A 24,083-nucleotide genomic window follows, 5' to 3' on the forward strand; every position below is an offset into this window, starting at 1 on the left:
ATTGAACGATTTGCCCGGCGGAGTGCGTCGGGCCGTGAAGATACAAATGGGAGACTGAAGATGGGGAACCGGAACTCTTTCAAGGTTTTGCTTGCAGCAACATCTGCAATCGCTTGCATCGCATCTGCTCATGCGCAGGAGACGCAGAATTCAGCTGCGGACGCGCCCGAAGACCAGTCCATTATCGTCACCGGCAGCCGCATCCGCGGCATAGCCCCGGTCGGTTCGAACGTCATCGCCATCGGCGCGGACGACATCGCGCAGGAGCCGGTCACCTCGACGAATGACTTGCTCCGCCGCGTGCCGCAGGTCGTGTCGCTCGGTGCCAACCGCAACGGCGGCTCGGCCCAGAATGGTGCGGCCAACGCCACGCGTGGCGCGGGCATCAACCTGCGCGGCATCTCCACCAACGCCACGCTGTTGCTGTATGATGGCCGCCGCTTCCCGCCGCAGGGCACGCAAGGCCAGTACACCGATCCCTCGGTCCTGCCGGCCATCGCGCTCGAGCGGGTCGAGGTTGTCGCCGATGGTGCCTCGGCGGTCTATGGCTCCGATGCCATTGCCGGCGTCGTCAACTTCATTCTGCGCCGCAACTTCGATGGCGTAGAGGTGCGCGCCCGCGCCGGTATCGCCGAGGGCGGATATACTGAAAAGCAGTTCGCCGGGATCTTCGGCAAGAAGTGGGATGGCGGTTCGGCCATGATCGCCGCCGAATACACCGACAACACCCACCTGCGCGGCTACGATCTCGATTTCTACCAGGACGATAACCGCAACCGGGGTGGACGCGATCTGCGCGTGCAGAACTGCAATCCCGGCACGATCAGCCTTGGCGGCAAGACTTACGCGATTCCGCAGGGCGGGGTAACAGCGGCCAATGTCGGCTCGCTCGTCGCTGGCACTGCCAACCGCTGCTTCTACAACGCGCTGGATACCGTAATTCCCGAACAGAAGCGCTACAACGTCACGGCTGCCGTCTCGCAGGACGTGGGCGAGAGCGTGCGCCTGTTCGCCGACGGGTTCTATTCCTATCGCAACGGTACCATTGCCGGCATCAACAACATCAGCGCCACGGTGCGCAACACCAACCCGTTCTTCGTTACCCCTGTTCCGGGCACCACGCAGCAGACGGTCCTGTGGTCGATGGTCCCGACGCTGGGGCCTGACTTCAACCCCTACCACGGTGAATCCTGGAACGTCGTCGGCGGGATCGAGGCCAAGCTGGTCGGCGATTTCAAGGCGACCGCCTATTACGCCCACGGTGAATCCGAGGACGTGGCCGATCGTCGCCTCGGCGTGAACACCGCCGCGCTCAACGCTGCTCTTGCCGATACGAACCCGGCCACCGCGCTCAACGTGTTTGGCGGGCCGAACAACCCCTGTCTCTTATACACATCCGCGACAATCTGTTCGTGATCACCGGCCGCACCAAGCTAGACGTTGCCAACGTCCAGCTCGATGGCTCGCTGTTCGACCTTCCCGGTGGCGCCGTCCGCGTGGCCCTTGGCGGCGAATATCGCGAGGAATACACCTACACCGACCTGCTCACCGGGCAGGCCGCCACTCCGCGCCGCACTGCCGATTCCGGCACACGTAACGTGAAGGCAGTGTTCGGCGAGCTCTTCGTGCCGATCGTCGGCAGCGGCAATGCGATGCCGGGGATAGAGCAGCTCTCGCTGTCGATCGCGGGTCGCCACGAAAAGTACAGCGATTTCGGCAGCACCACCAATCCGAAGATCGGCCTCACCTGGAAGCCGGTCGAATCTCTGACCCTGCGCGGCAGCTATGGCACCTCGTTCCGCGCGCCGACCTTCACCGAGGTCTCGACCATCGCGGGCGGGGCGGGGCTCTACTATGATAACCTGCCGGGTGCCTCGGGCAATCTCACCGGCATCGGCATCGCGGGCGGCAATCCGGGGCTCAAGCCCGAGACTGCGACGACCTGGTCCGTCGGCGCGGAATTCCGCCCGATCAGCGCGGTGCGCCTGTCGCTGACCTATTTCGACATCGACTACAAGGATCAGATCCAGGCTCTGCGCGGCACGCCGGGCATCCTCACCAACCCGCTCTATGCCTCGTTCGTGAAGCTGAACCCGACGCAGACAGAAGTGAACGCGCTGATCGCTTCGGGCCTGCCGATCAACCAGCCGATCAATGCCAATGCGGTGCAGTTCATCGTCGATGGCCGCCGCCAGAACCTTGGCCGTTCGCGCGTGCGCGGGATCGATTTTGCCGCCTACGCCAACTGGGAAATGGGCGCGGTGAAGTTCGATGCGGGCGTTTCGGGCACCTACTATACCAAGTACCTGTTCCAGCCGCTGCCCGGCGCTGCGGTGTCCAACGTGATCGGCCTGATCAACTTCCCGCAGAAGTTCCGCTCGCAGGCTGATATCGGCGCGAAGCTGGGCATCTTCTCCGGCCGCCTGACCTGGAATCACCTGGCTGCCTACACCAACACCACGGTCACGCCGGTGCAGAAGGTCTCGAACTACGATACCTTCGACTTGGGCCTCAATGTCGAGGTGAACGAGCATCTGCGCATCGGTTTTGACGTGCGTAACCTGCTGAACGAAGACCCGCCGTTCGTCGATACCTCGCGCGGCTACGATCCGCAGTCGGCCAACCCGATCCCGCGCATGTTCTCGATGACGGCAGGCGTGAAGTTCTGATGGCGGCGCTGCTATCGCTCCTGGCGGCGGCCACGGTTGCCAGCGCCAGCCCCGGCGATTGCAGCGCGCTTGAGGGCGCCAGCGGGGACGTGGTGGTCGAAAAGGCCACCGCGATCCCCGCAGGCGTTGCCTTCAGGCCCGACGACAAGACCACCTTCTACAAGTCCGTTCCGGTCGATACGCCGTTCTGCCGGGTCGAGGGCCGGATCGAGGGCACCATCGGCTTCGAACTTTGGCTGCCGATGGCGTGGAACGGGCGGTTGCTCGGTGCAGGCGTCGGCGGTGATGCCGGGGTGTTCAACTACCTGGACATGAGCCTGCGCGTCGCCCAGGGCTTCGCCACCGTCACAACCGACAGTGGCCACAAGGTGACCGAGGCCCACTGGATGCGTGTGCCGAAGGCCCGCACCGATTACGAACATCGCGCGGTCCACCTGTCGGCACAGTCCGCAAAGGCGCTCGCTGCACGGTTCTATGCAAGGCCAGTCGAACGCAGCTACTTCACCGGCTGCTCGGGCGGCGGTCGGCAGGCGCTCAAGGAAATGCAGGTTCACCCGCTCGATTATGACGGCGTGATTGCAGGTGCGCCGGGGCCTAACATGCCGCTGCAATCGGTGCGGATGATGTGGTTCGCGCTCGAAGCACAGCGCAAGCCGGCGGCCGCGCTCAGTGACGCTGACTGGTCGCTCTACGAGAACGCGGTGACCCGCGCCTGCGATCCGCTGGACGGCAAGGTCGACGGGATCATCACCAACCCCTTGCAATGCCGCTTCCGCACGGCGACGCTCCTGTGCAAGCCGGGGCAGGCCGAAGGCTGCCTGACCGCGCCCAAGCTTGCTATGCTCAAGGCCGTCATTGCACCATTGCGCGACGAACGGGGCAGGGCGATGGACCGGGGCCTGTTCCCCGCTGTCCGCACGCGCCCCGGCCCGCCGTCGCCGCTGTTGCGTGCGATGAGGGCCGACGCCGCGCACGATGATCCCGAATGGGATGCGCTGACCTTCAGCCGCACCGGTGATCTTGCCACGATCAACCGCGTGATGCCGCAGTTGCGGGCTGACAGCACGGCGATCAGCCCTTTCCTCGCAGCCGGGCACCGCGCGATCGTCTATCAGGGGTGGCAGGATCCATCGACCAACGCCGGGCCGACGCTCGAATATTACGGCGCGCTGGCCCGCGATAACGGCGGTCTGGCGAAGCTGTCCGAAGCCGTGCGCCTCTTCATGGCCCCCGGCATGTACCATTGCCGTGGTGGTCCGGGAGCGGACACATTTGGCGCTTCCGGTCATGCGCCGATCAGCGAAGATCCGGCCAGCGACATGCTTTGGGCGCTGATCCGCTGGGTCGAGGAAGGCATCGCCCCCGCGCGCATCGAGGCGCGCAAGATTGCCGATGGCACAAGCTTCACTCGACCGATCTGCGCCTTCCCGGCATCGGCCCGGCTTGAGCATGGCCAATGGACCTGCCGCCACGATCCCGCCCTGCTGGCATGGCCCTCTGCCCGGCTGAAACGATGACTGAAACTCTCAGCGACCTGCTCTGCCGCCATATTGCCACGGCCCGATGGGAAAGCCTGCCCGATCATGCCCGGGACGGCGCACGCAGCGTCGCGCTCGACGCCATCGGCGTGATGCACGCGGCCAGTGGCTTGGCGCCCGAGGCCGCACCGTTCATCGCGCTGGCCCGTGCCAACGGGGCAGGGCCGTGCTCGATCATCGGGACGCCACATCGTGTCCAGCCGCTCGGCGCAGCGCTTGCCAATGGCGCGCTCGCCCATGCCGTGGATTATGAGGACGCCTTTGATCGCGCCCCGGCCCACCCGAACGCCTCGCTCTTCCCGGTGCTGCTCGCGCTCGCCCAATCGGAAGGCCCGGTCGATGGCCGCCGCTTCCTCACCGCGCTGGCCGTCGGTGGCGATGTGGCCTGCCGGATCGCGCTTTCGCTACGCCAGCCGATGGAGCAGGGTGGCTGGTACCCCCCGCCGATCGTTGCGGCATTCGGCGCGGTGGCGGGGGCGGCCAATCTGCTGGGCCTGTCCCCTCAGCAGACCAAGGATGCGCTCTCGCTGACCTTGTGCCAGGTGACGATGCCGGGCGAGATCAAACACAGCCGCCGCACCACCTTGCGCGCGGTGCGCGAAGCCTTTCCGGCCCAGGCCGCGCTGACCGCCGCGTTGCTGGCGCGCGAAGGCGTCGCCGGCTTCGAAGAGCCGCTCGAGGGCAAGTCCGCCTTTTTCGCACTCTACGCTGGCCGACAGTTCGATCCGGCTGACCTGACGGACCGCCTCGGCACCCATTACTGGGGCAGCGAGTTGACCTTCAAGCCTTGGCCGTCCTGCCGCGGCACGCACCCGTTCATCGAAATGGCGCTGGACCTATCCGCGCGCCACGGCATCAGGCAGTCCAGCATCGAATGCGTCGAAGTCAGCGTCGATGCCATCCAGTCAATGCTCGTAGAGCCGCTGGCCCGCAAGCAAGCGCCCGAGACGGCGATTGACGCCAAGTTCTCGGTTCCCTTCACCACCGCGCTGGCCCTGGTGCGCGGCGCGGTGCGGCTTGACGATTTCGACGCCGCCAGCCTCACCGATCCCGAAGTTCTGGCCATGGTCGCCCGCGTCCAGGCCACGGTGGAGCATCGGCCAGAATGGCAACCCGGCGTGGGCGGCGCGATGCGGATCGTGACGGACGATGGCGAAAGCCATCACGCCTGGCTCGAGAACGCGCTGGGCTGCCCTGCGCGGCCACTCTCCCCGGCAGCTCAACGCGCCAAGTTCATCGATTGCGTCGGGCGTGCAGCCGTCCCCGTCATGCCCGAGGCCGCCAGCCGCCTTGCCGATGCGATCCTCGGGCTCGATTCTCTGGCTGACGTTGGCGCGCTGTTTCAGCCGACGGAGTAAGCGCCCTCGGCGTCGAGACACGCCGGTCGGATCGCCAGAACCTCGATCGCCTCGGCCTTGCCACCGAAATCGACAAGCTCGCCTTCCTCGGCCTCCATCATCGCCCGTGCCAGCGGCGCGGACCATGCGATCAGCCCGGCGGCGGGATCGGCCTCGTCATCGCCGACGATGGTGATCCACCGCGCCTTGCCGTTGAGACGATACTGGACCGAGCAGCCGAACGCCACGGTGTCGCCATCGGGAGCGGGCATCAACTCGGCCGTTGCGGCGCGCGTGCTCCAGTAGCGCTGTTCGCGCCGCGCCTTCTTGATCACTGCCTCATCCGCGCCCTCGGCTACCAGAGCCTGCACCTTGTCTTCGCAAGCCTCCACCTGCGTCCGGATCAACGCCAGTCCCCGCTCGGTCACCAGATTCGGCCCCGGCGGGATCGGCAGTTCGAACACCGGTTCAAGATGTTCGTCATCACTTTCCCGGCGAAACGCGACGCTCATGCACAAAACTCCAAACAGGCTGGCTTCCGATTGGCGGTCCTGCCAAAGGACCGCCTATGGCACAGGCAACCCGGGCAACGAAAGCGCTCGAACAGGCCGATATCCGGTTCGAACTGCGCAGCTACGAATATGATCCCGATGCGGACTCCATCGGGCAAGCCGCCGCGTCCGCGCTGGGCGTGGAACCGGCGCAGGTGTTCAAGACGCTGATGGTGCTGATCGACGGCAAGCCCGCCTGTGCCATCGCGCCCAGTGACGGCGAGGTTTCCATGAAGCGCGTCGCGGCAGCGCTGGGGGCAAAGTCTGCAACGATGATGCGTCCCGGCGATGCCGAACGCCTCACCGGCTACAAGGTCGGCGGGATCAGCCCGTTCGGCCAGATGAAACGCGTGGCCGTGGTGATCGACGAGACCGCGCTTCTATGGGACGCGATCTTCATCAACGGTGGCCAGCGCGGCCTGCAGGTGCATCTGGCCGGAACGGACGCGGCGCGCTTGCTGGACGCGGTCGTCGCCGATATCAGCGCGGCCTAGCCTCGCGCCGACGCCAGCCGTGAACGCGCCAGTGCGCAGCACAATGCCGTCGATGTCGTGATAACCAGCGCCACAGCCAACCGCAGCGGATCTATGGGCGCAAACAGCCCCAGCACGCTCATCGCCGAGCCGCTTGCCAGCATCTGCAGCGCGCCTGCGAGGCTGGTTGCCGTGGCGGCAAGGCCGGGTTCGGCAAAGCCCACTGCGTTGAAGGCAACAGGTCCGGCAAGGCCCGCTCCCAGACCCAGCAGCATGATCGGCACGATCAGAGGCCAGACACCTTCGATCCCCACCAGCGCCAGCACCAGCGCAATCCCCGCGCCCAGAGCAGAACTGCCCGTGCCGATGATCAGAGCACTCGAACGCCGCTCCACCGGCACGACCAGACGCGTTCCGACGATGCTTGCGGCGGCCACCCACAGCAGCGCGGTGCCGGCTTCGCCCGAGGACAGGCCGAAACGGTGGACCAGCAGGAAGGGGGCGGCACCAAGGAACATGAACAATCCGCTGCTGGCGGCGCCCAAGGTAGCCGCCGTTAGCACGAATTGGCGGTTTCTTGCCAGCTTGGCGTAGGAAGCGATCAGTCCGCTGCGCTGGTTGGGTGATTTGAGAACCGCCGTTTCGGGCAGCCCTCGCCACGCTGCCATCAACGTTGCCGCCCCCGCAACGGCGAGCAGCGCGAAGATCGCCCGCCATCCGGCGAGGTCGGCCACGCTTCCGCCGATCACCGGCGCAACTGCGGGCGAAATCAGAACGATGGTCATCAGCGTGGCCTGCGCGCCCTTGGCCCGCTCCTTGCCGAACAGATCTCCCACCATGACCCGCGCCGTCACCACGCCGCAGGCACCGCCCACTGCCTGGACCGCCCGCGCCGCGAGCAGCAGTCCCGTCGTTGTCGCCAGCGCTCCGGCCAATGCGCCCGCGATGAACAGCAGCAACCCGGCAATCATCACCGGCCGGCGCCCCACGCGGTCGATCAGTGGTCCTGCCACCAATTGTCCGGAGCCAAGGCCGGCAAGATAGACACTGACCACCTGCTGCGCCTTTGCCTCGCCAATGGCCAGGTCTGCCGCGATCAGCGGAAGCGCGGGCACCAGCATGTGGATGGCCACCGATCCTGTCGCGGCGATGGCCGCCAAGGTCACGATCGTTGCGCGATAGCCTCTTTCCACCCTCACTGGTTCACCGCCGATGCGTCCCATGGTTCATATGTCATGCAAACTGAATGATAGCGCTTGCATGCGCTTGAACGCGTGCTTATGCAACCGATCATGACCGATCGACTGCAGGACTTCGATCCGGAACTTCCGGAAGACTTTGACAGCCCCCATGCCGAATATGCGCGCCTGCGCCAGCAGTGCCCCGTTGCCTGGACAGAAGGCCTCGGCAGCTTCTGGGCGGTGACGCGGTATGAAGACGTCAAACGCGTTGCTTCGGACTCCGCCACTTTCATAACCTCGGTCCAGAACGTGATCCCGAAGGTTGCCTATACCGGGCGTCGGCCGCCATTGCACCTCGATCCGCCGGAGCATACGCCATATCGCAAGGCGCTCAATCCGCTGCTCTCGCTCGATCGGGCCGAGACCTTCGCTCCGCGTGCCCGCGAATTGACCCGTGCCCTGCTGGCGCCGATGGTGTCCCGGGGAGGCGGAGATATCTGCGTCGAACTGTCCAGCTATCTTCCGGTCCACGTGTTCGGCGAATGGATGCGCATTCCCGAGGACTGGCTCGATACGCTCCATAACAATGGCCGCGCCTTCATCCTTGCCGTGCATTCCAACAAGCCCGAGGTGATGAAGGAGACTTCGCTCCGCCTCTACGACATGGCCCGCGCCCTGATCGCGCTGCGCCATGACGAGCCGCAGGACCCGGCGCTCGATCCCACCAGCGCGCTGCTTCAGGCGCGGCACGAAGGCGAGCCCTTGCCCGACGAATTGCTGGTCGGCACCGTCCGGCAGGTCCTTGTCGTCGGCATGGTCGCGCCGATGGTGATGATCGGCAACATCTGCGTGCATCTCTCGCGTGACAAGGCGCTGCAGCAGAAACTGCGGTCTGACCCTTCGCTCATTCCGGCGGCAATAGAAGAGTTTCTCCGGCTCTACACGCCCTATCGCGGCTTTGCGCGAACCGCTGTCTGCCCGGTGGACCTCGGCGGTCGCACCATCGAACCGGGCGAGGCGATTGCGCTGATCTATGCCTCTGCCAATCGGGATGAGGCCGTGTTCCCCAACCCTGACGAGTTCATTCTGGATCGGCCCAACATCGCGCAGCACCTTGCCTTCGGGCGCGGCCCGCACAACTGCCCGGGCATCCACCTCGGCCGCATGCAGCTGCGCGTCGCGCTCGAGGAAATCCTGGCTGCAACCAGCGAGTTCGAGCTTTCCGGGCCGGTCACGGTCAGCCGCTGGCCAGAGATCGGCGCGCTCTCGGTACCGTTGCGGTTCGCCTGATCCGGCAAAAGAGAGCGATTGCATCATCGCCCTCGGTCGCGCTAGCGTCGACAGGATGAGCGCATCGATCGACAAGACGCCAACACTGGACGACGTGGCGGCGATGGCTGGGGTGTCCACCGCCACCGTAAGCCGTTTCGTCAATAATCCCGAGGTCGTGGCAAAGGGTACGGCAGAGCGCATCCGTGCTGCGATCGCTGCAACCGGTTACATTCCCAATCTGCTGGCGGGCGGCCTGGCCTCGAGCCGGTCGAAGATGGTCGCGGTGCTGATTCCGTATCTCACCGACTCGATCTTCAACGATACGATCCAGGCCATGGTCGAAGAACTTTCGGCAGCAGGGACAACGGTCATGCTCGGCCTGACCGGCGTTTCGGAGAAGCGCACCGAAGACCTGATCCGCGCAGCCCTGAGCCGGCGAGTCGACGCGATCATCTTCACCGGGCCAGTCACACCGCAGGTCGATGCCATGGTGCGGCGCAGCCCCGCCTTGTTCATCCAGATGTGGGATCTGCCCGAAGACCCGATCGGCACGGCGGTCGGCTTTTCGCACCATGCCGCCGGGCGTGACATCGCACGCTTCCTGATGTCGCGCGGCTATCGCCGTCCGCATGTCGTCACCGCCGAAGGTGTACGCGCCAATATGCGACGCGCCGGTTTCGTCGAGGAATGGCAGGCAACCGGGCACGAACCGCCCAGTGAATCTTCCGTGCAGGTGCCCTCGAGCTTTGGGCACGCCCGCCGCATCTTTGCCGAGGTCCGCCGTTTGCCCGAGATGCCCGACGTTGTGGTCTGCGGCTCGGACTATCTCGCGCAAGGGGTCATCGTCGAGGCGCTGGCCGCCGGGCTTCGCGTGCCTGAAGACATTGCCGTGGTCGGCTTTGGCAACAGCTCGATTGCCGGGGAGATGCGCCCCACGATCACCTCGGTCGAGGTGGACGGTGCCCGGATCGCGCGCGAGGCCATCGCCGCAATCCGCAAGCACCGCCCGAACCAGCCCCCGGCCGAGCGCTGGGTCGATGTCGGCTTCCGCCTCGTCGCCCGCGAAAGCGCCTAGCGCGTAAGGTAGCCGCCTTCCACCGCAAGGCTGTGCCCGGTGACATAGCTCGCCGCGTCCGAACACAGCCACGCGCTTGCCTCTGCCACCTCTTCCGGTTTGCCGAAGCGCCCGAACAGGCTGAGCGCGGGGGCGAACTCTTCCTCGGTGAAGCCGGTCGTCTCCAGCGCACCACGCAGCATCGGCGTGTCGATCGCGCCGGGCAGGACCGCGTTCACGCGGATGCCCTTGCCGGCATATTCAAGACTGCCGGTCTTGGTCAGGCCGATCACGCCATGCTTGGCCGCAACATAGGCCGCGTTGTTGGGCTGCGGACGGAACGAGCTGACCGACCCGATATTGACGATCGAGCCTGAAGAGCCCTGCGCAAGCAACTGGCGAATCTCGTATTTCATGCAGAGCATGACCGAGCGCAGGTCGACGCTCAGGACCTTGTCGAACACTGCCATGTCGGCTTCGTGGATCGGCAGGACATCTGGTGTGATCGCGGCGTTGTTCACCGCGCAATCGAGCCTGCCGAACGTGGCGACCGTTTCCGCCACCAGCGCCTCGACCTGGGCTTCGTCGGCCACGTCCGTGCGCACGGCATGGGCGCTGCCTCCAGCCTCGCGGATCGCGGCGACAGTGGCGGCAGCGGTGTCTGCGTTGATGTCCGAGACGATGACCTTTGCCCCACGCGCGGCGAGGAGGCGCGCGGTTGCCGCGCCCATCCCCACGCCCGCGCCGGTAACGATGGCGACCTTGCCTTCAAGCGATACGAGGTTCGGATTCACGATGTAGCTCCCTGTGCGATCCACGTGCGGATCTTGGCCATGTCGGTTTCGTTCAAGGGCGCTCCGCCGAAGGGCATGCGCGCGCCCTGTCCGCCATGATCGTTATGCGTACCTTCCAGCTTCATCACCAGATAGGACTTGTCCGGGGCGCCCGGTGCCACCCGCATGATCGCAGGCGCCCCTTCCGCAGGCTTGCCGACAAGGAAGCCGATCGCCGCATCGCCAACCAGCGACATGCCCCCTGCCTCTTCGCCGGTCAGGTGGCAGGTTGCACAGTTCTGTTCCAGGATCGGCACAATATCCGTTTGATACGAGACGGTTGGCGCAGGTTCTTCAGCACGTGCCGAGAAGGCGAGAGCGAGCAGGGCAGCGCCCAAGGCAAGCTGTTTCATGCCGACACCGCGTGCCGTCCGGCGATGTAGCCGAAAGTCACCGCAGGACCGATCGTGCCGCCAGCGCCGAGATAGGCCTGGCCCGTCGGCGCGGCGATGCAGTTGCCGGCAGCATAGAGGCCCGGGATGGGTTGCCCGTTTGCAGCCAGCACTTGCGCATCGGCATTGATCTGCGGACCTCCCGCCGTATCGAGCGTGCCGGGTGCGAGCACGATCGCGTAATAAGGTCCTTTTGCAGAAAACGGGTGCATCGTATTGTTCGGGAACGGGTTTTCAGGTTGGCTGGTGCCTTGCCGACGCGCCGAGAACAACAAGTGCCATTCGCGGTCGTACAGGTACTTCCCCCGCCCGAATTCGGGATCGACGCCCTTCTTGGCGTAAGCATTGAAGTTCGTGATTGACTGCTTTGCATTGCTTGAGAATTCCGGCGCCAGGCGGGCGCCGCCAGTCCGGTCCTGCCACGCTGCCAGCTGTGCGTCGATACCGGCGAAGACCTCGTCCCACGTCTGTCCTTCGACCAGATGTGGCTGCTCTGCTTTGTTCACCGGGAAGGGGAAGGCCCCACCGAAGGCATCGATGCTGCGCTGGTCGAACAGCATGAACATCAGATGGTTGGGGTATTCCTCGTGCGCCGGGTCATACCAGAAGTGGGCCTGCGTGCGGTCGTTGTAATCGCGCTTCTCGTTGACCACGCGCTTGCCGTACTTGTTGACGAGGATCATCGAATCCCCCGGCAGAACGAAGGCGCCAAGGCCGATGCCTCGCGTCTTGAGCGCCTCGCCCAGCACGACCTGCGTCCGCCAGCCAAGCCCCATGTTGCCCATCATCGCGCCCGCTTCCTGCGCGATCGGAATAAAGTCTCCGGTCGAACCCGGCAGCGAGCATGAGCCGTAGACGGCGGGCTGGTGGACATCGCACAACTGCACGTTGTGGCTGTAACCACCGGTGCCAAAGACCACGCCCTTGTTCGCCTTGATACGGATGGTCTTGTCACCCTGCTTGGCCTCGGCCCCGATCACCCGGCCCGATCCATCCTTGACCAGCCGGGTAACGCGGGTCCGCGTGAGGATCGGCACGCCCTTGGCCTTCAGATATGCATGCATCTGCGAGGCAAGGCTGCCGCCGCCTTGGGTCGAGCCCGAACCCACCGCCGGTTCCAGCGCGCGGCCAGTCGGCACCTTGTTCTCGGGCAGATGGTCGGCATAGTCCGGGGCGGGCTTGTCCACCTGGAACAGGCGGAACTGCTTGAACTGCACCGCGCCCAGCTCACGCAGGTGATCTACCGCGGCAGAGCCATGGTCATAGAAGGCCTCGACCACGCGGTAACGGTTTTCATCAAGGCCCAGCGTCGGGCTGTTAGGGTTGTACTGGCGCGGATAGCCATAACGCACGACGTAGCGCAGCGCATCGGCCTTGGGGTCCTCAATGCCCTGTTCGCGAAAGATGAAGTGATTGAAGATCCAGGTGACGCCGCCTGATTTGGCGGTGGTGCCGCCAAGGATCGGCATCTTCTCGACCATCATCACTTTCGCGCCCGCAGCCAGCGCGGTGACGGCGGCAGTCCCTGCCGCCGCGCCGCTGCCGACGCACAGGACGTCGCATTCATGGTCCCAGCCTGCTGCGGGCGCGTCTGCTGCCTGTGCTGCCGTGGCGATGCCGCCGGTTGCGGCGACTGCTGCGGTCAGGCCAGCGCCTGCTAGCATCTGGCGCCGGTCTATACCCTTTGCGGGTTGGGTCATTGGTTGTTCTCCCGTCCAAATTCTTTAATTTCTAGGGCTGCTGCTCCCCCGCGAAGGCGGGGGCCTCAGCCGTTTTACGGAACCCTTCCGTAACACCACCGAGGTCCCCGCCTGCGCGGGGACGCACCAACATCGAAGTTCCCCCGCCTGCGGGAGGGCGTACTCGTTACCTTCGTCTCCCCTCCCGCAAGCGGGAGGGGTCGGGGGTGGGCTTATTCATCTGCGCCCCGCGATGTAATCGTTGATCACCTCGTGGAACCGCCGCACCCGGTTTTCCTGCCGTGCCAGATAGGCGTCATCGTGCCCGAGTGAGTGCAGGCCCTGCTGCTGCGTCACGGCCACATCGAGATCCTGGATGAGGAAGTCGCCCTGCGGGATCTCTGCGCTGTAGGCGTCAAAGTCGCCGCTCTGATGCTCGGCTTCCTTCCACGGGCGCAGTCCATAAAGCGTCGGCACATCCGCGCCCCCGGCCACTTCCGGCGCAAGATACCAGTAGTCGAAGGTTGACCAGTTGGGATCTTCCATGTCCGGTTCGGTGCGGAATACGTGGAGTCCTTCGGGCGTGCCGGTCAGCGTCAGGTTCGGGAAGCAGGTGTGGTGGAACTGGTCGGTCAGCTCGTCATCGGCCAGCTTCTCGAAGTGCTTGTAGCCCCGCTCCGGCCCGAGCTTGCGCCGCGCCTGCTGCAGCGCGAGGCGGCCTTCCTGTGCGCGGCCTTCGAAGGCTGCGGGATCGAGGTCCCACTCCTTGAGCACTTGCGCCCACAGCGGTTTCATCTGCTGCGCGTCCTGATAGCGGCTCGAAGGCTGCAGCTTCTCGATCATGCGATTGTGCCCGGTCGGGTACATTTCGAACACGGTGGTCGAGTAGTGATCGTCGATCATGCCCTCGAACTGCGGGTGGACCGCAGGGATGTGGTAGGCTTCGTTGAAGTTGTCGGAAGCGAACTTCCAGTTGGTGTTGACCCGCAGCGTGCGCCACACCACGCGCTTCCAGCTGGCGAGATCGCGATTTCCGAGCAGCGCGGGGATGGGATCGAGGTATTCCATCAGCGGCACGGCATTGGGATCGAAGCTGTAGAAGATGAAGCCGCCCCAGGTCTCGCAGGGCACTTCCTTCATGCGCAACTTGCCGCAAGGGGAGCCCTGCGGGAAATCCTCTTCGTCCTGCACCCAGTCCAGCGCGCCGTCTATGTTCCACTTCCAGCCGTGATAGGGGCAGGTGAAGTGCTCGCCCACGCCGCCTTCCTCAACGGTGACAAGGCGGTTGCCACGGTGGCGGCAGACATTGTGGAAGGCGCGGATGCCGCCGTCCTTCTGGCGCACCATGATGACCGACTGGCGCATGAAGTTGTGGGTGATGAAGTCGCCCGGCTCCTCGAGCTGGCTTTCCCGGCCACCGACATGCCACACGCGCTTCCACATGTGCTCCCATTCGAGCGCGGCAAACTCCTTCGACCAGTAGCGGTCACCGGTGATGGCATCGCCGCGCGGTTCGGGGAACTGCGCGCTGGCGTGGGTTGGGTAGGGGGCATCGGCTTCGGGGACCTGGATATAGGTGGCCATGTGCAGCACTCCTGTAACCGGCGTTCTCCCCGAGCGCCGGATGGGGTTGGGTCGAGTTATCTTTTCTTCGTCAGCTTGCGCGGGTGCCCACCCCCGACCCCTCCCGCCAGCGAGAAGGGGGAATAGGCGCCCTCCCGCAGGCGGGAGGGCCGGGAGACTTGGTTCTGCGCAGCAGGACCTAGTCGGACGGGGTGGGCACCACCCGGCACAATCTTACTTCGCGTTGTCCAACGTGCCCGACAGCGGCATCAGGAAGTCCATCGTGTAGCGGGTTGCCTTCCAGCCCTTTTCGGTGCGGCGCACGTCGAAGTAGTAACGACCGTTGACAGTCACGCTGCTGCCATTCTTGCCCTGTCCCATCCCGATCACATAGGCGCGCATCGAGGCGGTATCGCCGTCGTAGGCGGTGACCGCGAAGTTGGTCAGGTAGTGGGCGTGATGCGCCATGTTGGCGAAGACGTTGGTGAAGAAGGCGCGGATGCCATCGTGACCCACCTGCGGCGTCAGGCCGATGCCGGAAAGGTCAAACACCGCATCCTCGGTAAAGACATCGAGAATGCCATCGATATTGCCGATGGTGTCAACCGCATGGGCATAGGCGATCATCAGGTCCTGAATCGCCAGGCGATCCTCGATAGGGCAATTCATTGTCGTGTCCTTTCAGATACTTATTATCTTTGTTGGATGTTTCCCCGGGGAAACATCGCTTGGAACATTACGTGAACATATTAATCGAACAGGGGCCGTATCGGGTCGGTCACGCCGTCCCAATCGGCGGCGCCCTGCGCGATGCGGGTGAAGGCGGAGGTCTGGTTATCGTCCTCTTCGACAATCTCGATCATGCAGCCGAGCGCCGGTGCCGTGTCGACGTAGCAGAAGCGCATCGCGCCGAACTTGCCGTCGATGGCCACGGCAAAGCCCTGGTCGACATAGCGCTGGCGGCAGGCATCGTAGTCGGCGGTGTAGATGCAGAAATGGTGGAAGCCGGTCTGGCCCTTGGCGATGGTATCGCGATAGGCGCTGGGGCGGTCGCAGTGCTGCTGGATCAGTTCGATCTGCACGCCGCCGGACTGGGCGAGGGCAACGGAGAAGTCGATGCCTTCGGAAGGTGCGCCCCGATAGGTCGCCTCGGCCAGTTCGATGTGCGGGACCATGAAGAACGGCCCGATTCCGGTTGCCGCGATCCACGCCTTTGCCGCCTCTTCCACGTCCTCGACGATGAAGGCTGCCTGCATGACGTGCGGGCCGGTTTGGCCGGGGGTGATGGTGATGTTGCTCATTCCTTGTCCCTCTCCAAGGCGGAAAACCTTCCTGCTCCCCCGCGCAGGCGTGGGCCTCAGTCGTTTTACGCTGTCGTTCTGTAGCAACACCGAGGCCCCCGCCTGCGCGGGGGCGCCAGTGATCAGATCACTCCCGCGCTGCCGTCGGATGCCCCAGCACCATGTCATTCAGCTTTTCATGGAACCGCTGGACGCGCTTTTCCTGGCCCGGCAGCAGGCAGCCCTTGAAGCCGCGCGAATTGAGGCCCTGCTGCTGCGTGGTGCCGATCGACAGGTCCTGATCCGCAACAAAGCCCAATGAAACGCCGTCGCCATAGACCGAATGGCGCGCGATCGCGTCGTGCCGGAGGGGCGCCGGGCCGACGGGCGTGACGACTTCGGCCATCTTCGCGTTGGGCGGATAGAGGCACCAGTGCTGGAACACGCACTTTTCGGGGTCCGTCGGGTGCGGTTCGGTGCGCAGGATCTGGCACTGTTCGGGCGACATCGTGATCGTCAGGTTGGGGAACAGCGTGCAGTGGAAGTAGTCCACCAGCTGCTGGTCGGTCATCGACGAGTAGTCGTAGCCCTCGTCGGCCCCGCGCTCGCGCTTGGCCTTGATCACGGCCTCGCGGATGTCGGCGGTGCGGCCACGGTATTCCTTGGGATCGATGCCCCAGGCTTCCGCGGCTTCGTAGAGGCCCGGCGGCACGTCGCCGCTCACGTAGTCCTTGCGGCTGGTGGCCTGATGGCCGATCATCCACATCGCGTTGTGGCCGTTCTCGTACATCTCGAACACGGTGGTCGGCAGGCCATCGTTGATGAAGGTGGCAAGTTCGGGGTGGATCGTCGGGAGGTGGTAGCTCTCGTTGAAGTTGTCGCGGATGATCTTCCAGTTGAAGTCGCAGTCCGCCGAGACATTGAGCACGCGCACCCAGTTGTCGAGCTTGTAGCCGGCGAGCCGCTCGGTATAGGGCCACAGCCATTCGTGAAGGGGGGCGACGTCATCGTCCATGCACCAGAACACGAACGGGCCCCAGGTGTCGCAGCGCAGTTCGGACAGGGTAACCTTGCCGCAAGGGTTGCCGCCGGCAAAGTCGTCCGGGTCCTGCACGTGGACCAGCGTGCCATCGGGATCGAACTGCCAGCCGTGATAGCCGCAGGTCAGGCGCGGGGCGGAACCGACATCGCCCAGCACCAGGCGGTTACCGCGATGGGGGCAGGTGTTGTAGAACGCCTTCACGGAACCGTCGGCCTGGCGGACCATGACGACCGATTCCTTGCCGAAGTTGTGGCGGATGAAATCGCCCTCTTCCTCAAGATTGGCCAGCACGCCGCCAAGGTGCCAGACCTTGGGCCAGAGGTGCTTGTTCTCCAGCTCCATCCACTCGCGCGTGATGTAGCGGTCGGCGGTGATCGTGTCGCCGCGCACGGCAACGTCGAACTCCGGGGAATAGCGGGAAATCTTGTCCTGAGCGGTCATTTCGGCGTCCTCTGATACTGTCTCAGACCGGCCAGTCTCGGGTCTGGCTGAAGTCCGTTCCGCGCCGTCCCGGCCGGACCAGCGGATTGCCTTCAAGGAATCCGTCGGCTGCCGGGTCGGTACGCGCCCAGTCCACTATTTCGCGGCGGCGACTGATACGCCACTCCCCATTCTTGCAGGTATACTCGTCGACATAGCGTCCGGCGACGACGAGGTCCTTGGGCTCGCCGTCTTCGCGGATGCGGTGCCAGGCGTAGAAGTAAACCTCGCCGCTGGCCTCGTCGCCCCGCACGCTGATCTGTGCCTGCCCGATGACGTGCTGGCTGCCATCGAGATCGGCGAGGAACCCTTGCGCGAAGCTGACAAACTCGTCGGCGCTGCCCTGCATGAGCCCGCAATCGACCCAGGCGTCATCATGGAAGGCGCTGCGGTGGAGGTCGGGGTCCAATCGGTCCTGCCCGCGCATGTAGCGGCACAGCGCATCATGGATGTCGCGCCGGGCGCAGAGGTCGCGCAACTCGGCTTCGATGTCGAAGGCCATCAGGCTTCCCCCGCCAGATACTTGTCGACGACCATCTGGAAGTGGCGGATGCGCGATTCCTGATAGTTGCCGAGCTGCTGAACGCCTGTCGCGCTGGCGCGGAAGCCCTGCTGCTGGGCGCGCAGGTTGTCGGTGTCCTGATCGTAGACGTGGCCCATGGCAGGATCGAAGCCGGGAGCGGTGGCGTAGCTCTGGTCCTCGGCGACGTGGAAGGGCTCGGCCGGTTCGGGCGCCGGCCCACCTTCGGGATTGGGGCGCAGGAACAGGATTTCGAACAGGGTGCGGTTGGGGTCGGTCCCGATCGGGCGGAAGCGATAGACCATCGGCAGCGACAGGCCCGGGAACAGCACCATGTTGGGGAAGACATGGTATTCGATGGTGTCGATCATCTCGCTGTCCGAGACCTTCGACAGATCGCAGCCATAGGCCTCGCCCATGACCTTGCGCAGATGGCGGGCCATCACGGTTCGGGCGGTTTCCCCGGGGCCGACGGTGAGGCCCTCGCCACGGGAATCCTTGTCGCCAAGGATCATCGTGGCGAGGAGCTCTTCCTCGCTGAGGGGGGTGGCGAGGTGCGGGGAGTTGACGCCGCTGGCGGCATAGAACCGGGTCACGTGGTCCGAATGGCAATCGTACTGCACGTTGGCATCGCCCACGCCCTTCAGCAGCTGGGGATGGGTTTCGAGCACGTGGTAGGATTCGAGGAAGGCTTCCTGCGCGGTCTTCCAGTTGCAGGGCAGTTCCTTCGCCACGTGAACCGCGACGTGGCGCCCGGCGATGTCCCAGTCCTTGAAGTGCTCGGGCAGGGGGGCGAGGTATTCCTCGAGGCTCTCACCGCCTAATTGGGGACCCTCGGCGCTCGGATTGATGAAGATGAACCCGCCCCAATGGCCGACGCGCGCTTCGGGGAGGTTGGCCGTCTTCGGATCGATATGCCTGAAGTCCCAGGCGCAGGGCACGGAAGCGAGCGTACCGTCGTTGTTCCACGTCCAGCCGTGGTAGGGGCAGCGCAAGTTGTCGCCCGAGCCGACGCCTTCGCCGCGCTTGAACTTGGTCGAGCGGTGCAGGCAGGAATTGACGAAGGCGCGGACCGACATGTCCTCCTGCCGGACGACGACCCAGGAGAGGTGGGCGACTTCGTAGGTGTAGTAGTCGCCCGGCTCGGGGATGTGGTCCTCGCGGCAGACCCACTGCCAGGTGCGCTTCCAGATGCGCTCGATCTCGGCCTCGAAGATCGACTGGTCGAAATAGCGGTTCACGCTGACCGGCGCGCTGCCGAGATAGACAGGCTCTTCCATGGTCAGCACGGCGGGCGGGGGAAGCGCATCGGCCGCAACGATCTGCTGGACGCTCGGGGCGTCCGGGCAGCGGATTGCGGCGAGGTCATCCGCAACGGCGGGCTCGGGCAGTCCGTGGGGGTTGATCGCGTCCAGCATCAGGCTCTCCGGGACTGCCTTCATTAAAACCGGCAGTGTTGCCTGTTTTATGGACGCAGGCGCGAGTCGGCTCAACCTAGCGGTTGCGCTAGGTTCGGGCGTGGATGCACAGAAAGCGGGACCCCGGGTCGTTGCCCGGGGTGACGATCAACGCAGGACGGTCTTGCGGTTCAAGGAGTCCAGACAAGCTCTACCCGGCGCAATGCGCCGACGATGCCGGGGACGGGGGACAGGTCGGAGCCTTCGCCCAGAGCGAATTCGGGGATGCGCTTCAGCCATTCCTCAACCGTGATCGCCACTTCCTTGCGGGCGAGTTCCTGCCCCGGGCACATGTGCGGGCCGGAGCCGAAGGTTGAGTGGCGGGCGCGCTTGCGGGCGGGGTCGATGGCCAGGGGATCGGGATTGACGCGCGGGTCAAGCCCGTGGACTTGCGTGGGGATGGCGATCATGTCGCCCGCCTTCAGGGCGACACCATGGAAATCGGCGATGTCATGGCGCACTTCGCGGGCGATCGAGACGAGGCCGAAGCGGCGGAACAGTTCGTGGACGACCGGCGCGATATCGCTGCCGCGCTGCTTCAGATCGGCGCGCAGGGCCGGGTTTTCCGCCAGCTCGCGCATGATGAACCCGAGCACGTTGACGACAGTGTCGAGCCCCGCGATCAGCACCTGCGTGACGATGGACAGGGCCTCGTCACGGCTCAGCGTGCGGCCTTCGCCAAGATCGGCATGGAGCATGGCGCTGATCATGTCCTCGCCGGGATTTTCGCGGCGGGCATCCACCAGAGGGCCGACATAGTCGAAGAACACGGCCTTGGCCTCGTCAAAGGTCATGTCCATGCCCGGCCTTGTCATGCATTCGGCCCAGTGGCGGATCTTCGGAGCTTCTGCCGCATCGATGCCGACCAGTGCCATGAATACCCGGATCGGGAACTGTTCGGCATAGTCTGCGGTGAAGTTGCAGTGGCCCTTGTGCGCGAAGCTGTCGATCAGGTCGATGGCGGTCTGGCGGATGCTTTCGGACAGGCCGCGAATGGCGCCGGGATTGAGATGGGCGTTGAGCAGCTGGCGATAGGGGCGATGTTCGGGCGGATCGATGGTGGTGGGAATGAGGCCGTGCATCTCGCCCACCGACTTTGGCAGGACGATCACACGCGAGGAAAAGCGTTCGGGATCGGACTGGACTTCCTGCAGGGCCTCGCCGCCCAGCGCAATCCAGTGGCCTTCGTTGCGCGGCGTCCAGACGACGGCAGGATTGTCGGCAGAAAGCGCAGACCAGGCCCGATGGAAGCCTTGGGCTTCAAGCCCGGGCGGCAGATAGATGTCGATATCGACCACCCGATCTGCGGGGACGTGCGACGGGCGCTGCATGACCTGATCCTCTCCTGATCCTTTTGCGATGATCATGCGGGACAGCAGGCCCTGGCGCGCTTGGCGTTTTGGATAGGTGAGATGCCTAGTGTGGTGCTCCGGGGGCGAATGGGAAGCGTTGCTGCTTGTACCACGCAAGGTCGTGCGCGGGCGGTGGTGAACCGGCGGGCAGGGGCAGGTGGTTGAGCGACATCCAGTAGGTGAGGCTGGCATCGCGCCACCAGCGCGCCTCGCGGGCCTGAATGCCGAGGTAGGCGTCAGTCTTGGCCCAACGCTCGGCATCCACGCGCGATTTCAGCGTGGCCCACTGTTTGCGCATGGCTTCAACTTCGGCAACGCCATGATCATAGCGGCGGACCACGGCCGACCACAGCGTCTCTCCACCGGGCATCGGATAGGTCCATGGCAGATGGTGGAACCACAGCAGGAACTGCGGCGGCGTGATTTCGGGGCGGGCGAGGCGTGCGGCGATGGTCGGGGCATATTGCCCAATGGCGTTGCTGCCGGAAGCCGTGCGGTCAAAGCCGATGCCATCTGAGTCGGCGCGGTGATAGTAGACCGGATTCCATTCGGGCCGCTTGAGATCGGCAATCCACGGGCCGGGGCCATAGTGATGATCGGGGCCGAACAGGTGGGCAAGCCCGAACGGACCGGTGTAATCGACGACCGCCTCGCGCGAGCGCAGCATCATCGCTGTGACCGTATCGGTGACTTGCGCATCATTGCCGAAGGTCTGCCGCGACCATTCGCGCGCAATTGTCTGCGATGAAAGCTTCGGATCCCAGGCGAGACGACCGAAGGCATACCAGTTGGCCTGATTGAAAGTGCTGCCCGCCCAATCGCGATCGCGGCCGATATTGGCTACGCCCGAGATCGCGCCGAGCGTTGCCGCCACGGTCTGACCCGGGGCCTGGCCGGTTGGCGTATCGAGCGCTTCCTCGAACAGGGGGCCGAGGTAGGCGAGGTGCGTGGCAAAGCCGAGGTATTCCTTGGTGATCTGGAATTCCGCAGCCAGTCTTGTACGCCGCATGGCGCCGAATAGCGGGTGTACAGGTTCGCGCGGCTGGAAATCGATCGGGCCGTTCTTGACCTGAACGATGACGTTATCCGCGAATTTGCCGTCGAGCGGTCGGAATTCGCTGTAAGCCTGCTTGGCGCGGTCGGTCGGGTCAGTATCGGCATAGACGAAGGCGCGCCACACGACGGTTCCGCCGTGGGGACGCAGCGCGGCGGCGAGCATGTTGGCACCATCGGCGTGGCTGGCGCCATAATCACGCGGGCCGGGCTGGCCTTCGCTGTTGGCCTTGACCAGAAAGCCACCGAAATCGGGGATCAAGCGGTAGATCTCGTCGGCCTTGGCCTGCCACCACGCAGCGACCGCCGGATCGCGCGGATCGGCAGTCTTGAGGCCGCCAAGTTCGATCGGCGCGGAAAAGCGCGCCGTGAGATAGACCCGGATGCCCCATGGGCGGAACACGTCAGCTAGCGCGGCGGCCTTGGCGAGATAGGGCGCGGTGAGGCTTTCGGCCTTGGCATTGACGTTGTTGAGCACGGTGCCGTTGATGCCGATCGAGGCATTGGCGCGGGCGTAATCATCATAGCGCGGGTCCTTGAAGTCAGGCAGGGTCCACCAGTCCCACAAGGATTGCCCGGCATAGCCGCGTTCGACCGAACCATCGAGGTTGTCCCAGTGGTTGAGCAGGCGCAGCGGAATTGCGGGGGCAGACGCGATGTTGATGGCTGCGGTCGATTCGCTCGCGCGAACATGGCGCAGCAGGGCAAAAGCGCCGTAGAGCACGGCGACATCGCTGTTGCCGGTGACGAGGATGACAGCGCGGTTGCCGATCCTGACTTCGCGAATCAGATAGCCTTCATGGCCGAGCGCCCGCGTATCGAGATCAAGCAAGGCGAGATGCGAGGCGTTGCTGGTGGCCAGCATCACGGCGGCTGGCAGGTGAGGCAGGCTGCGGCGCAATTCGGCAGCGGCGCGGTCAATGGTGGAGGAGCGGCGGGGGACTTCGATTTCTGCCCCGCTCGCTGTGTCTGCGGCAAGGCACGCCAAGGTTGCCATCACGAGGGCGATTGCTGCACGCAGGCGTGTCATTTCCCGATCCTCTCTGCAGGGGTTTCCGGCCCGATTTATGATAGCGGTATCAGTGTGTCGGAGCTGATGCAAATGCCTGGGGGCTCCGGGTCGCCCTTGCCAAACCTGCAATGCTGAAAATCAGGTCAGGCGCTCTTGATCTTGCGTCGCCGACCATCTAAGGTAGCGCTATCAGACAATGGGATGCCGGGGGATGTTTTGATGGGTTTGGGTCTCACGGCTTGCCTGCCACGCGACTACGCGGATGGCGTTTTCATCGGTCGGGCCGAAGCGCCTGACGGGCCGCATGTCATCGTTTTGCGCGATGGCCGCATCCTCGACATCACGCAGACGGCCAGTTCCGTGTCGGGCGCGATTGCGCGCCGCACTTTCGCGGGGGGAAGCGATCTCGGTGCCATTGAGGATGGCTTGCCCGAGGGGTGGTCCCTGCTTTCGCCGATAGACTTGCAGTGCGTCAAGGCCTGTGGCGTGACCTTTGCTGTTAGCGCTATCGAACGGGTGATCGAGGAGCGTGCGCGTGGCGATGCCGCCGCTGCGGCCAGTATCCGCCAAGGTCTGGAAGATACGGTGGGTGCCGGTATCCGCGCCGTCGTGCCCGGCAGCGAGGAGGCGATGGCGCTCAAGGCGGCGCTGATTGCGCAGGGCATGTGGTCGCAATATCTCGAAGTCGCGATCGGGCCGGATGCCGAGGTCTTCTCGAAATCGCCGGTGCTGTCGACCGTCGGGCACGGAGCGCTGATCGGCGTGCGGTCGGATTCGAGCTGGAACAATCCTGAGCCTGAAGTGGTGCTGGTGTGCGATGGCGCTGGTGAAGTTGTCGGCGCGACGCTGGGCAACGATGTGAACCTGCGCGATTTCGAAGGGCGATCTGCGCTGTTGCTGTCGAAGGCGAAGGACAACACGGCGTCCTGCGCGATCGGGCCGTTCATCCGCCTGTTCGACGAGGGCTTCGGCATCGAGGACGTGCGCGCCGCTGAAGTGGAACTGGTGGTCGAGGGCACCGACAACTTCCGCATGGAAGGCACCAACCGCATGACCGAGATCAGCCGCGATCCGCTGGAACTGGTCCGCCAGACGATGAGCGAGCACAGCTATCCCGATGGCTTCGTGCTGTTCTGCGGCACGCTGTTTGCCCCGGTGCAGGACCGCGACGAGCCGGGCGGCGGCTTTACCCACAAGGTGGGCGATGTGGTGACGATCCGTTCCGATCGGCTCGGCGCGCTGAGCAACACCGTCACGACATCGCGCGATGCGCCCAAGTGGACGATGGGCATTGGCGCATACATACGCAATCTGGCCGCGCGCGGCCTGGTGGAGAAGATCTGAA

At 64.7% G+C, this 24,083-nt stretch carries 21 protein-coding genes; 8 read left to right on the top strand and 13 right to left on the bottom strand.

Annotation, left to right across the window (positions count from 1 at the left end; translation table 11 throughout):
- The first annotated feature begins 60 nt into the window (after positions 1–60).
- Genes AX703_RS12975 through AX703_RS12990 form a run of 4 tightly spaced genes read left to right on the top strand, consistent with a single transcriptional unit; the run spans position 61 to position 5,565 of the window.
- Positions 61–1,416 carry a TonB-dependent siderophore receptor gene (locus AX703_RS12975; RefSeq protein ID WP_062344603.1) on the top strand — a complete coding sequence of 452 codons (1,356 nt, stop codon included), beginning with the start codon at positions 61–63 and terminating at the stop codon, positions 1,414–1,416.
- Positions 1,413–2,669 carry a TonB-dependent receptor domain-containing protein gene (locus AX703_RS12980; protein ID WP_062344605.1) on the top strand — a complete coding sequence of 419 codons (1,257 nt, stop codon included), beginning with the start codon at positions 1,413–1,415 and terminating at the stop codon, positions 2,667–2,669. Before AX703_RS12975 ends, AX703_RS12980 begins: the two co-directional genes overlap by 4 nt.
- Positions 2,669–4,186 (top strand): tannase/feruloyl esterase family alpha/beta hydrolase, encoded by a 1,518-nt coding sequence (locus tag AX703_RS12985; RefSeq protein WP_062344607.1) that lies wholly within the window; start codon positions 2,669–2,671, stop codon positions 4,184–4,186. The genes AX703_RS12980 and AX703_RS12985 overlap by 1 nt, the downstream gene beginning before the upstream one ends.
- Positions 4,183–5,565 carry an MmgE/PrpD family protein gene (locus tag AX703_RS12990; protein WP_062344608.1) on the top strand — a complete coding sequence of 461 codons (1,383 nt, stop codon included), beginning with the start codon at positions 4,183–4,185 and terminating at the stop codon, positions 5,563–5,565. The genes AX703_RS12985 and AX703_RS12990 overlap by 4 nt, the downstream gene beginning before the upstream one ends.
- Here AX703_RS12990 and AX703_RS12995 read toward each other — a convergent pair.
- On the bottom strand, positions 5,550–6,056 hold the full coding sequence (locus AX703_RS12995; RefSeq protein ID WP_062344610.1) for a GreA/GreB family elongation factor: 507 nt from the start codon (positions 6,054–6,056) through the stop codon (positions 5,550–5,552). The two genes, AX703_RS12990 and AX703_RS12995, sit on opposite strands and share 16 nt — an antisense overlap.
- Positions 6,057–6,112: 56 nt before the next feature.
- Between AX703_RS12995 and ybaK the strand changes: the two genes are divergently transcribed.
- The gene (gene ybaK / locus AX703_RS13000) at positions 6,113–6,589 is read left to right on the top strand and encodes a Cys-tRNA(Pro) deacylase (RefSeq protein ID WP_062344612.1); all 477 of its coding nucleotides are present in this window, start codon (positions 6,113–6,115) and stop codon (positions 6,587–6,589) included.
- Here the strand turns inward: ybaK and AX703_RS13005 are convergent.
- A complete protein-coding gene (locus AX703_RS13005; protein ID WP_062344614.1) occupies positions 6,586–7,791 on the bottom strand; it encodes an MFS transporter in 1,206 nt (401 codons plus the stop codon). The genes ybaK and AX703_RS13005 overlap by 4 nt on opposite strands.
- A gap of 69 nt (positions 7,792–7,860) precedes the next feature.
- Here AX703_RS13005 and AX703_RS13010 point away from each other — a divergent pair, with 69 nt between their 5' ends.
- Together AX703_RS13010 and AX703_RS13015 are read left to right on the top strand one after the other, a co-directional pair.
- Complete coding sequence (locus tag AX703_RS13010) at positions 7,861–9,039, top strand: cytochrome P450 (protein ID WP_156452048.1); 1,179 nt, start codon at positions 7,861–7,863, stop codon at positions 9,037–9,039.
- 55 nt (positions 9,040–9,094) lie between these two features.
- Positions 9,095–10,096, top strand: coding sequence for a LacI family DNA-binding transcriptional regulator (locus tag AX703_RS13015; RefSeq protein WP_062344616.1), 1,002 nt, complete (start codon positions 9,095–9,097; stop codon positions 10,094–10,096).
- Here the strand turns inward: AX703_RS13015 and AX703_RS13020 are convergent.
- The 11 genes from AX703_RS13020 to AX703_RS13070 all read right to left on the bottom strand — a co-directional run bounded on the left by AX703_RS13020 (position 10,093) and on the right by AX703_RS13070 (position 22,723).
- On the bottom strand, positions 10,093–10,869 hold the full coding sequence (locus AX703_RS13020) for an SDR family NAD(P)-dependent oxidoreductase (RefSeq protein ID WP_039336777.1): 777 nt from the start codon (positions 10,867–10,869) through the stop codon (positions 10,093–10,095). The two genes, AX703_RS13015 and AX703_RS13020, sit on opposite strands and share 4 nt — an antisense overlap.
- Positions 10,866–11,261: a hypothetical protein gene (locus AX703_RS13025; protein ID WP_062344618.1), complete on the bottom strand. Its 396-nt coding sequence runs from the start codon at positions 11,259–11,261 to the stop codon at positions 10,866–10,868. Before AX703_RS13025 ends, AX703_RS13020 begins: the two co-directional genes overlap by 4 nt.
- The gene (locus AX703_RS13030; RefSeq protein WP_062344619.1) at positions 11,258–13,000 is read right to left on the bottom strand and encodes an FAD-dependent oxidoreductase; all 1,743 of its coding nucleotides are present in this window, start codon (positions 12,998–13,000) and stop codon (positions 11,258–11,260) included. The genes AX703_RS13025 and AX703_RS13030 overlap by 4 nt, the downstream gene beginning before the upstream one ends.
- A 216-nt stretch (positions 13,001–13,216) precedes the next feature.
- Positions 13,217–14,563 carry an SRPBCC family protein gene (locus AX703_RS13035; protein WP_062344708.1) on the bottom strand — a complete coding sequence of 449 codons (1,347 nt, stop codon included), beginning with the start codon at positions 14,561–14,563 and terminating at the stop codon, positions 13,217–13,219.
- Between the two features lie 213 nt (positions 14,564–14,776).
- Positions 14,777–15,211, bottom strand: a complete 435-nt coding sequence (locus AX703_RS13040) for a nuclear transport factor 2 family protein (RefSeq protein ID WP_062344622.1) — start codon at positions 15,209–15,211, stop codon at positions 14,777–14,779.
- Between the two features lie 80 nt (positions 15,212–15,291).
- On the bottom strand, positions 15,292–15,843 hold the full coding sequence (locus tag AX703_RS13045; RefSeq protein WP_052242608.1) for a VOC family protein: 552 nt from the start codon (positions 15,841–15,843) through the stop codon (positions 15,292–15,294).
- Between the two features lie 127 nt (positions 15,844–15,970).
- Positions 15,971–17,305: an SRPBCC family protein gene (locus tag AX703_RS13050; RefSeq protein ID WP_062344624.1), complete on the bottom strand. Its 1,335-nt coding sequence runs from the start codon at positions 17,303–17,305 to the stop codon at positions 15,971–15,973.
- Between the two features lie 22 nt (positions 17,306–17,327).
- Positions 17,328–17,846, bottom strand: a complete 519-nt coding sequence (locus AX703_RS13055) for a nuclear transport factor 2 family protein (protein WP_062344626.1) — start codon at positions 17,844–17,846, stop codon at positions 17,328–17,330.
- Entirely contained in the window at positions 17,846–19,306 is a 1,461-nt protein-coding gene (locus tag AX703_RS13060; RefSeq protein WP_231735528.1) for an SRPBCC family protein, read from the bottom strand. The genes AX703_RS13055 and AX703_RS13060 overlap by 1 nt, the downstream gene beginning before the upstream one ends.
- A gap of 146 nt (positions 19,307–19,452) precedes the next feature.
- A complete protein-coding gene (locus AX703_RS13065) occupies positions 19,453–20,652 on the bottom strand; it encodes a cytochrome P450 (protein WP_062344712.1) in 1,200 nt (399 codons plus the stop codon).
- A gap of 85 nt (positions 20,653–20,737) precedes the next feature.
- The gene (locus AX703_RS13070) at positions 20,738–22,723 is read right to left on the bottom strand and encodes an alpha-glucuronidase family glycosyl hydrolase (RefSeq protein ID WP_369821020.1); all 1,986 of its coding nucleotides are present in this window, start codon (positions 22,721–22,723) and stop codon (positions 20,738–20,740) included.
- A gap of 234 nt (positions 22,724–22,957) precedes the next feature.
- On the opposite strand from AX703_RS13070, the gene AX703_RS13075 reads away from it, so the two are divergent.
- Positions 22,958–24,082 (top strand): fumarylacetoacetate hydrolase family protein, encoded by a 1,125-nt coding sequence (locus AX703_RS13075; RefSeq protein ID WP_231735529.1) that lies wholly within the window; start codon positions 22,958–22,960, stop codon positions 24,080–24,082.
- Position 24,083 lies beyond the last annotated feature (1 nt).

This window comes from Novosphingobium sp. CCH12-A3 (assembly GCF_001556015.1).
GTDB lineage: Bacteria > Pseudomonadota > Alphaproteobacteria > Sphingomonadales > Sphingomonadaceae > Novosphingobium > Novosphingobium subterraneum.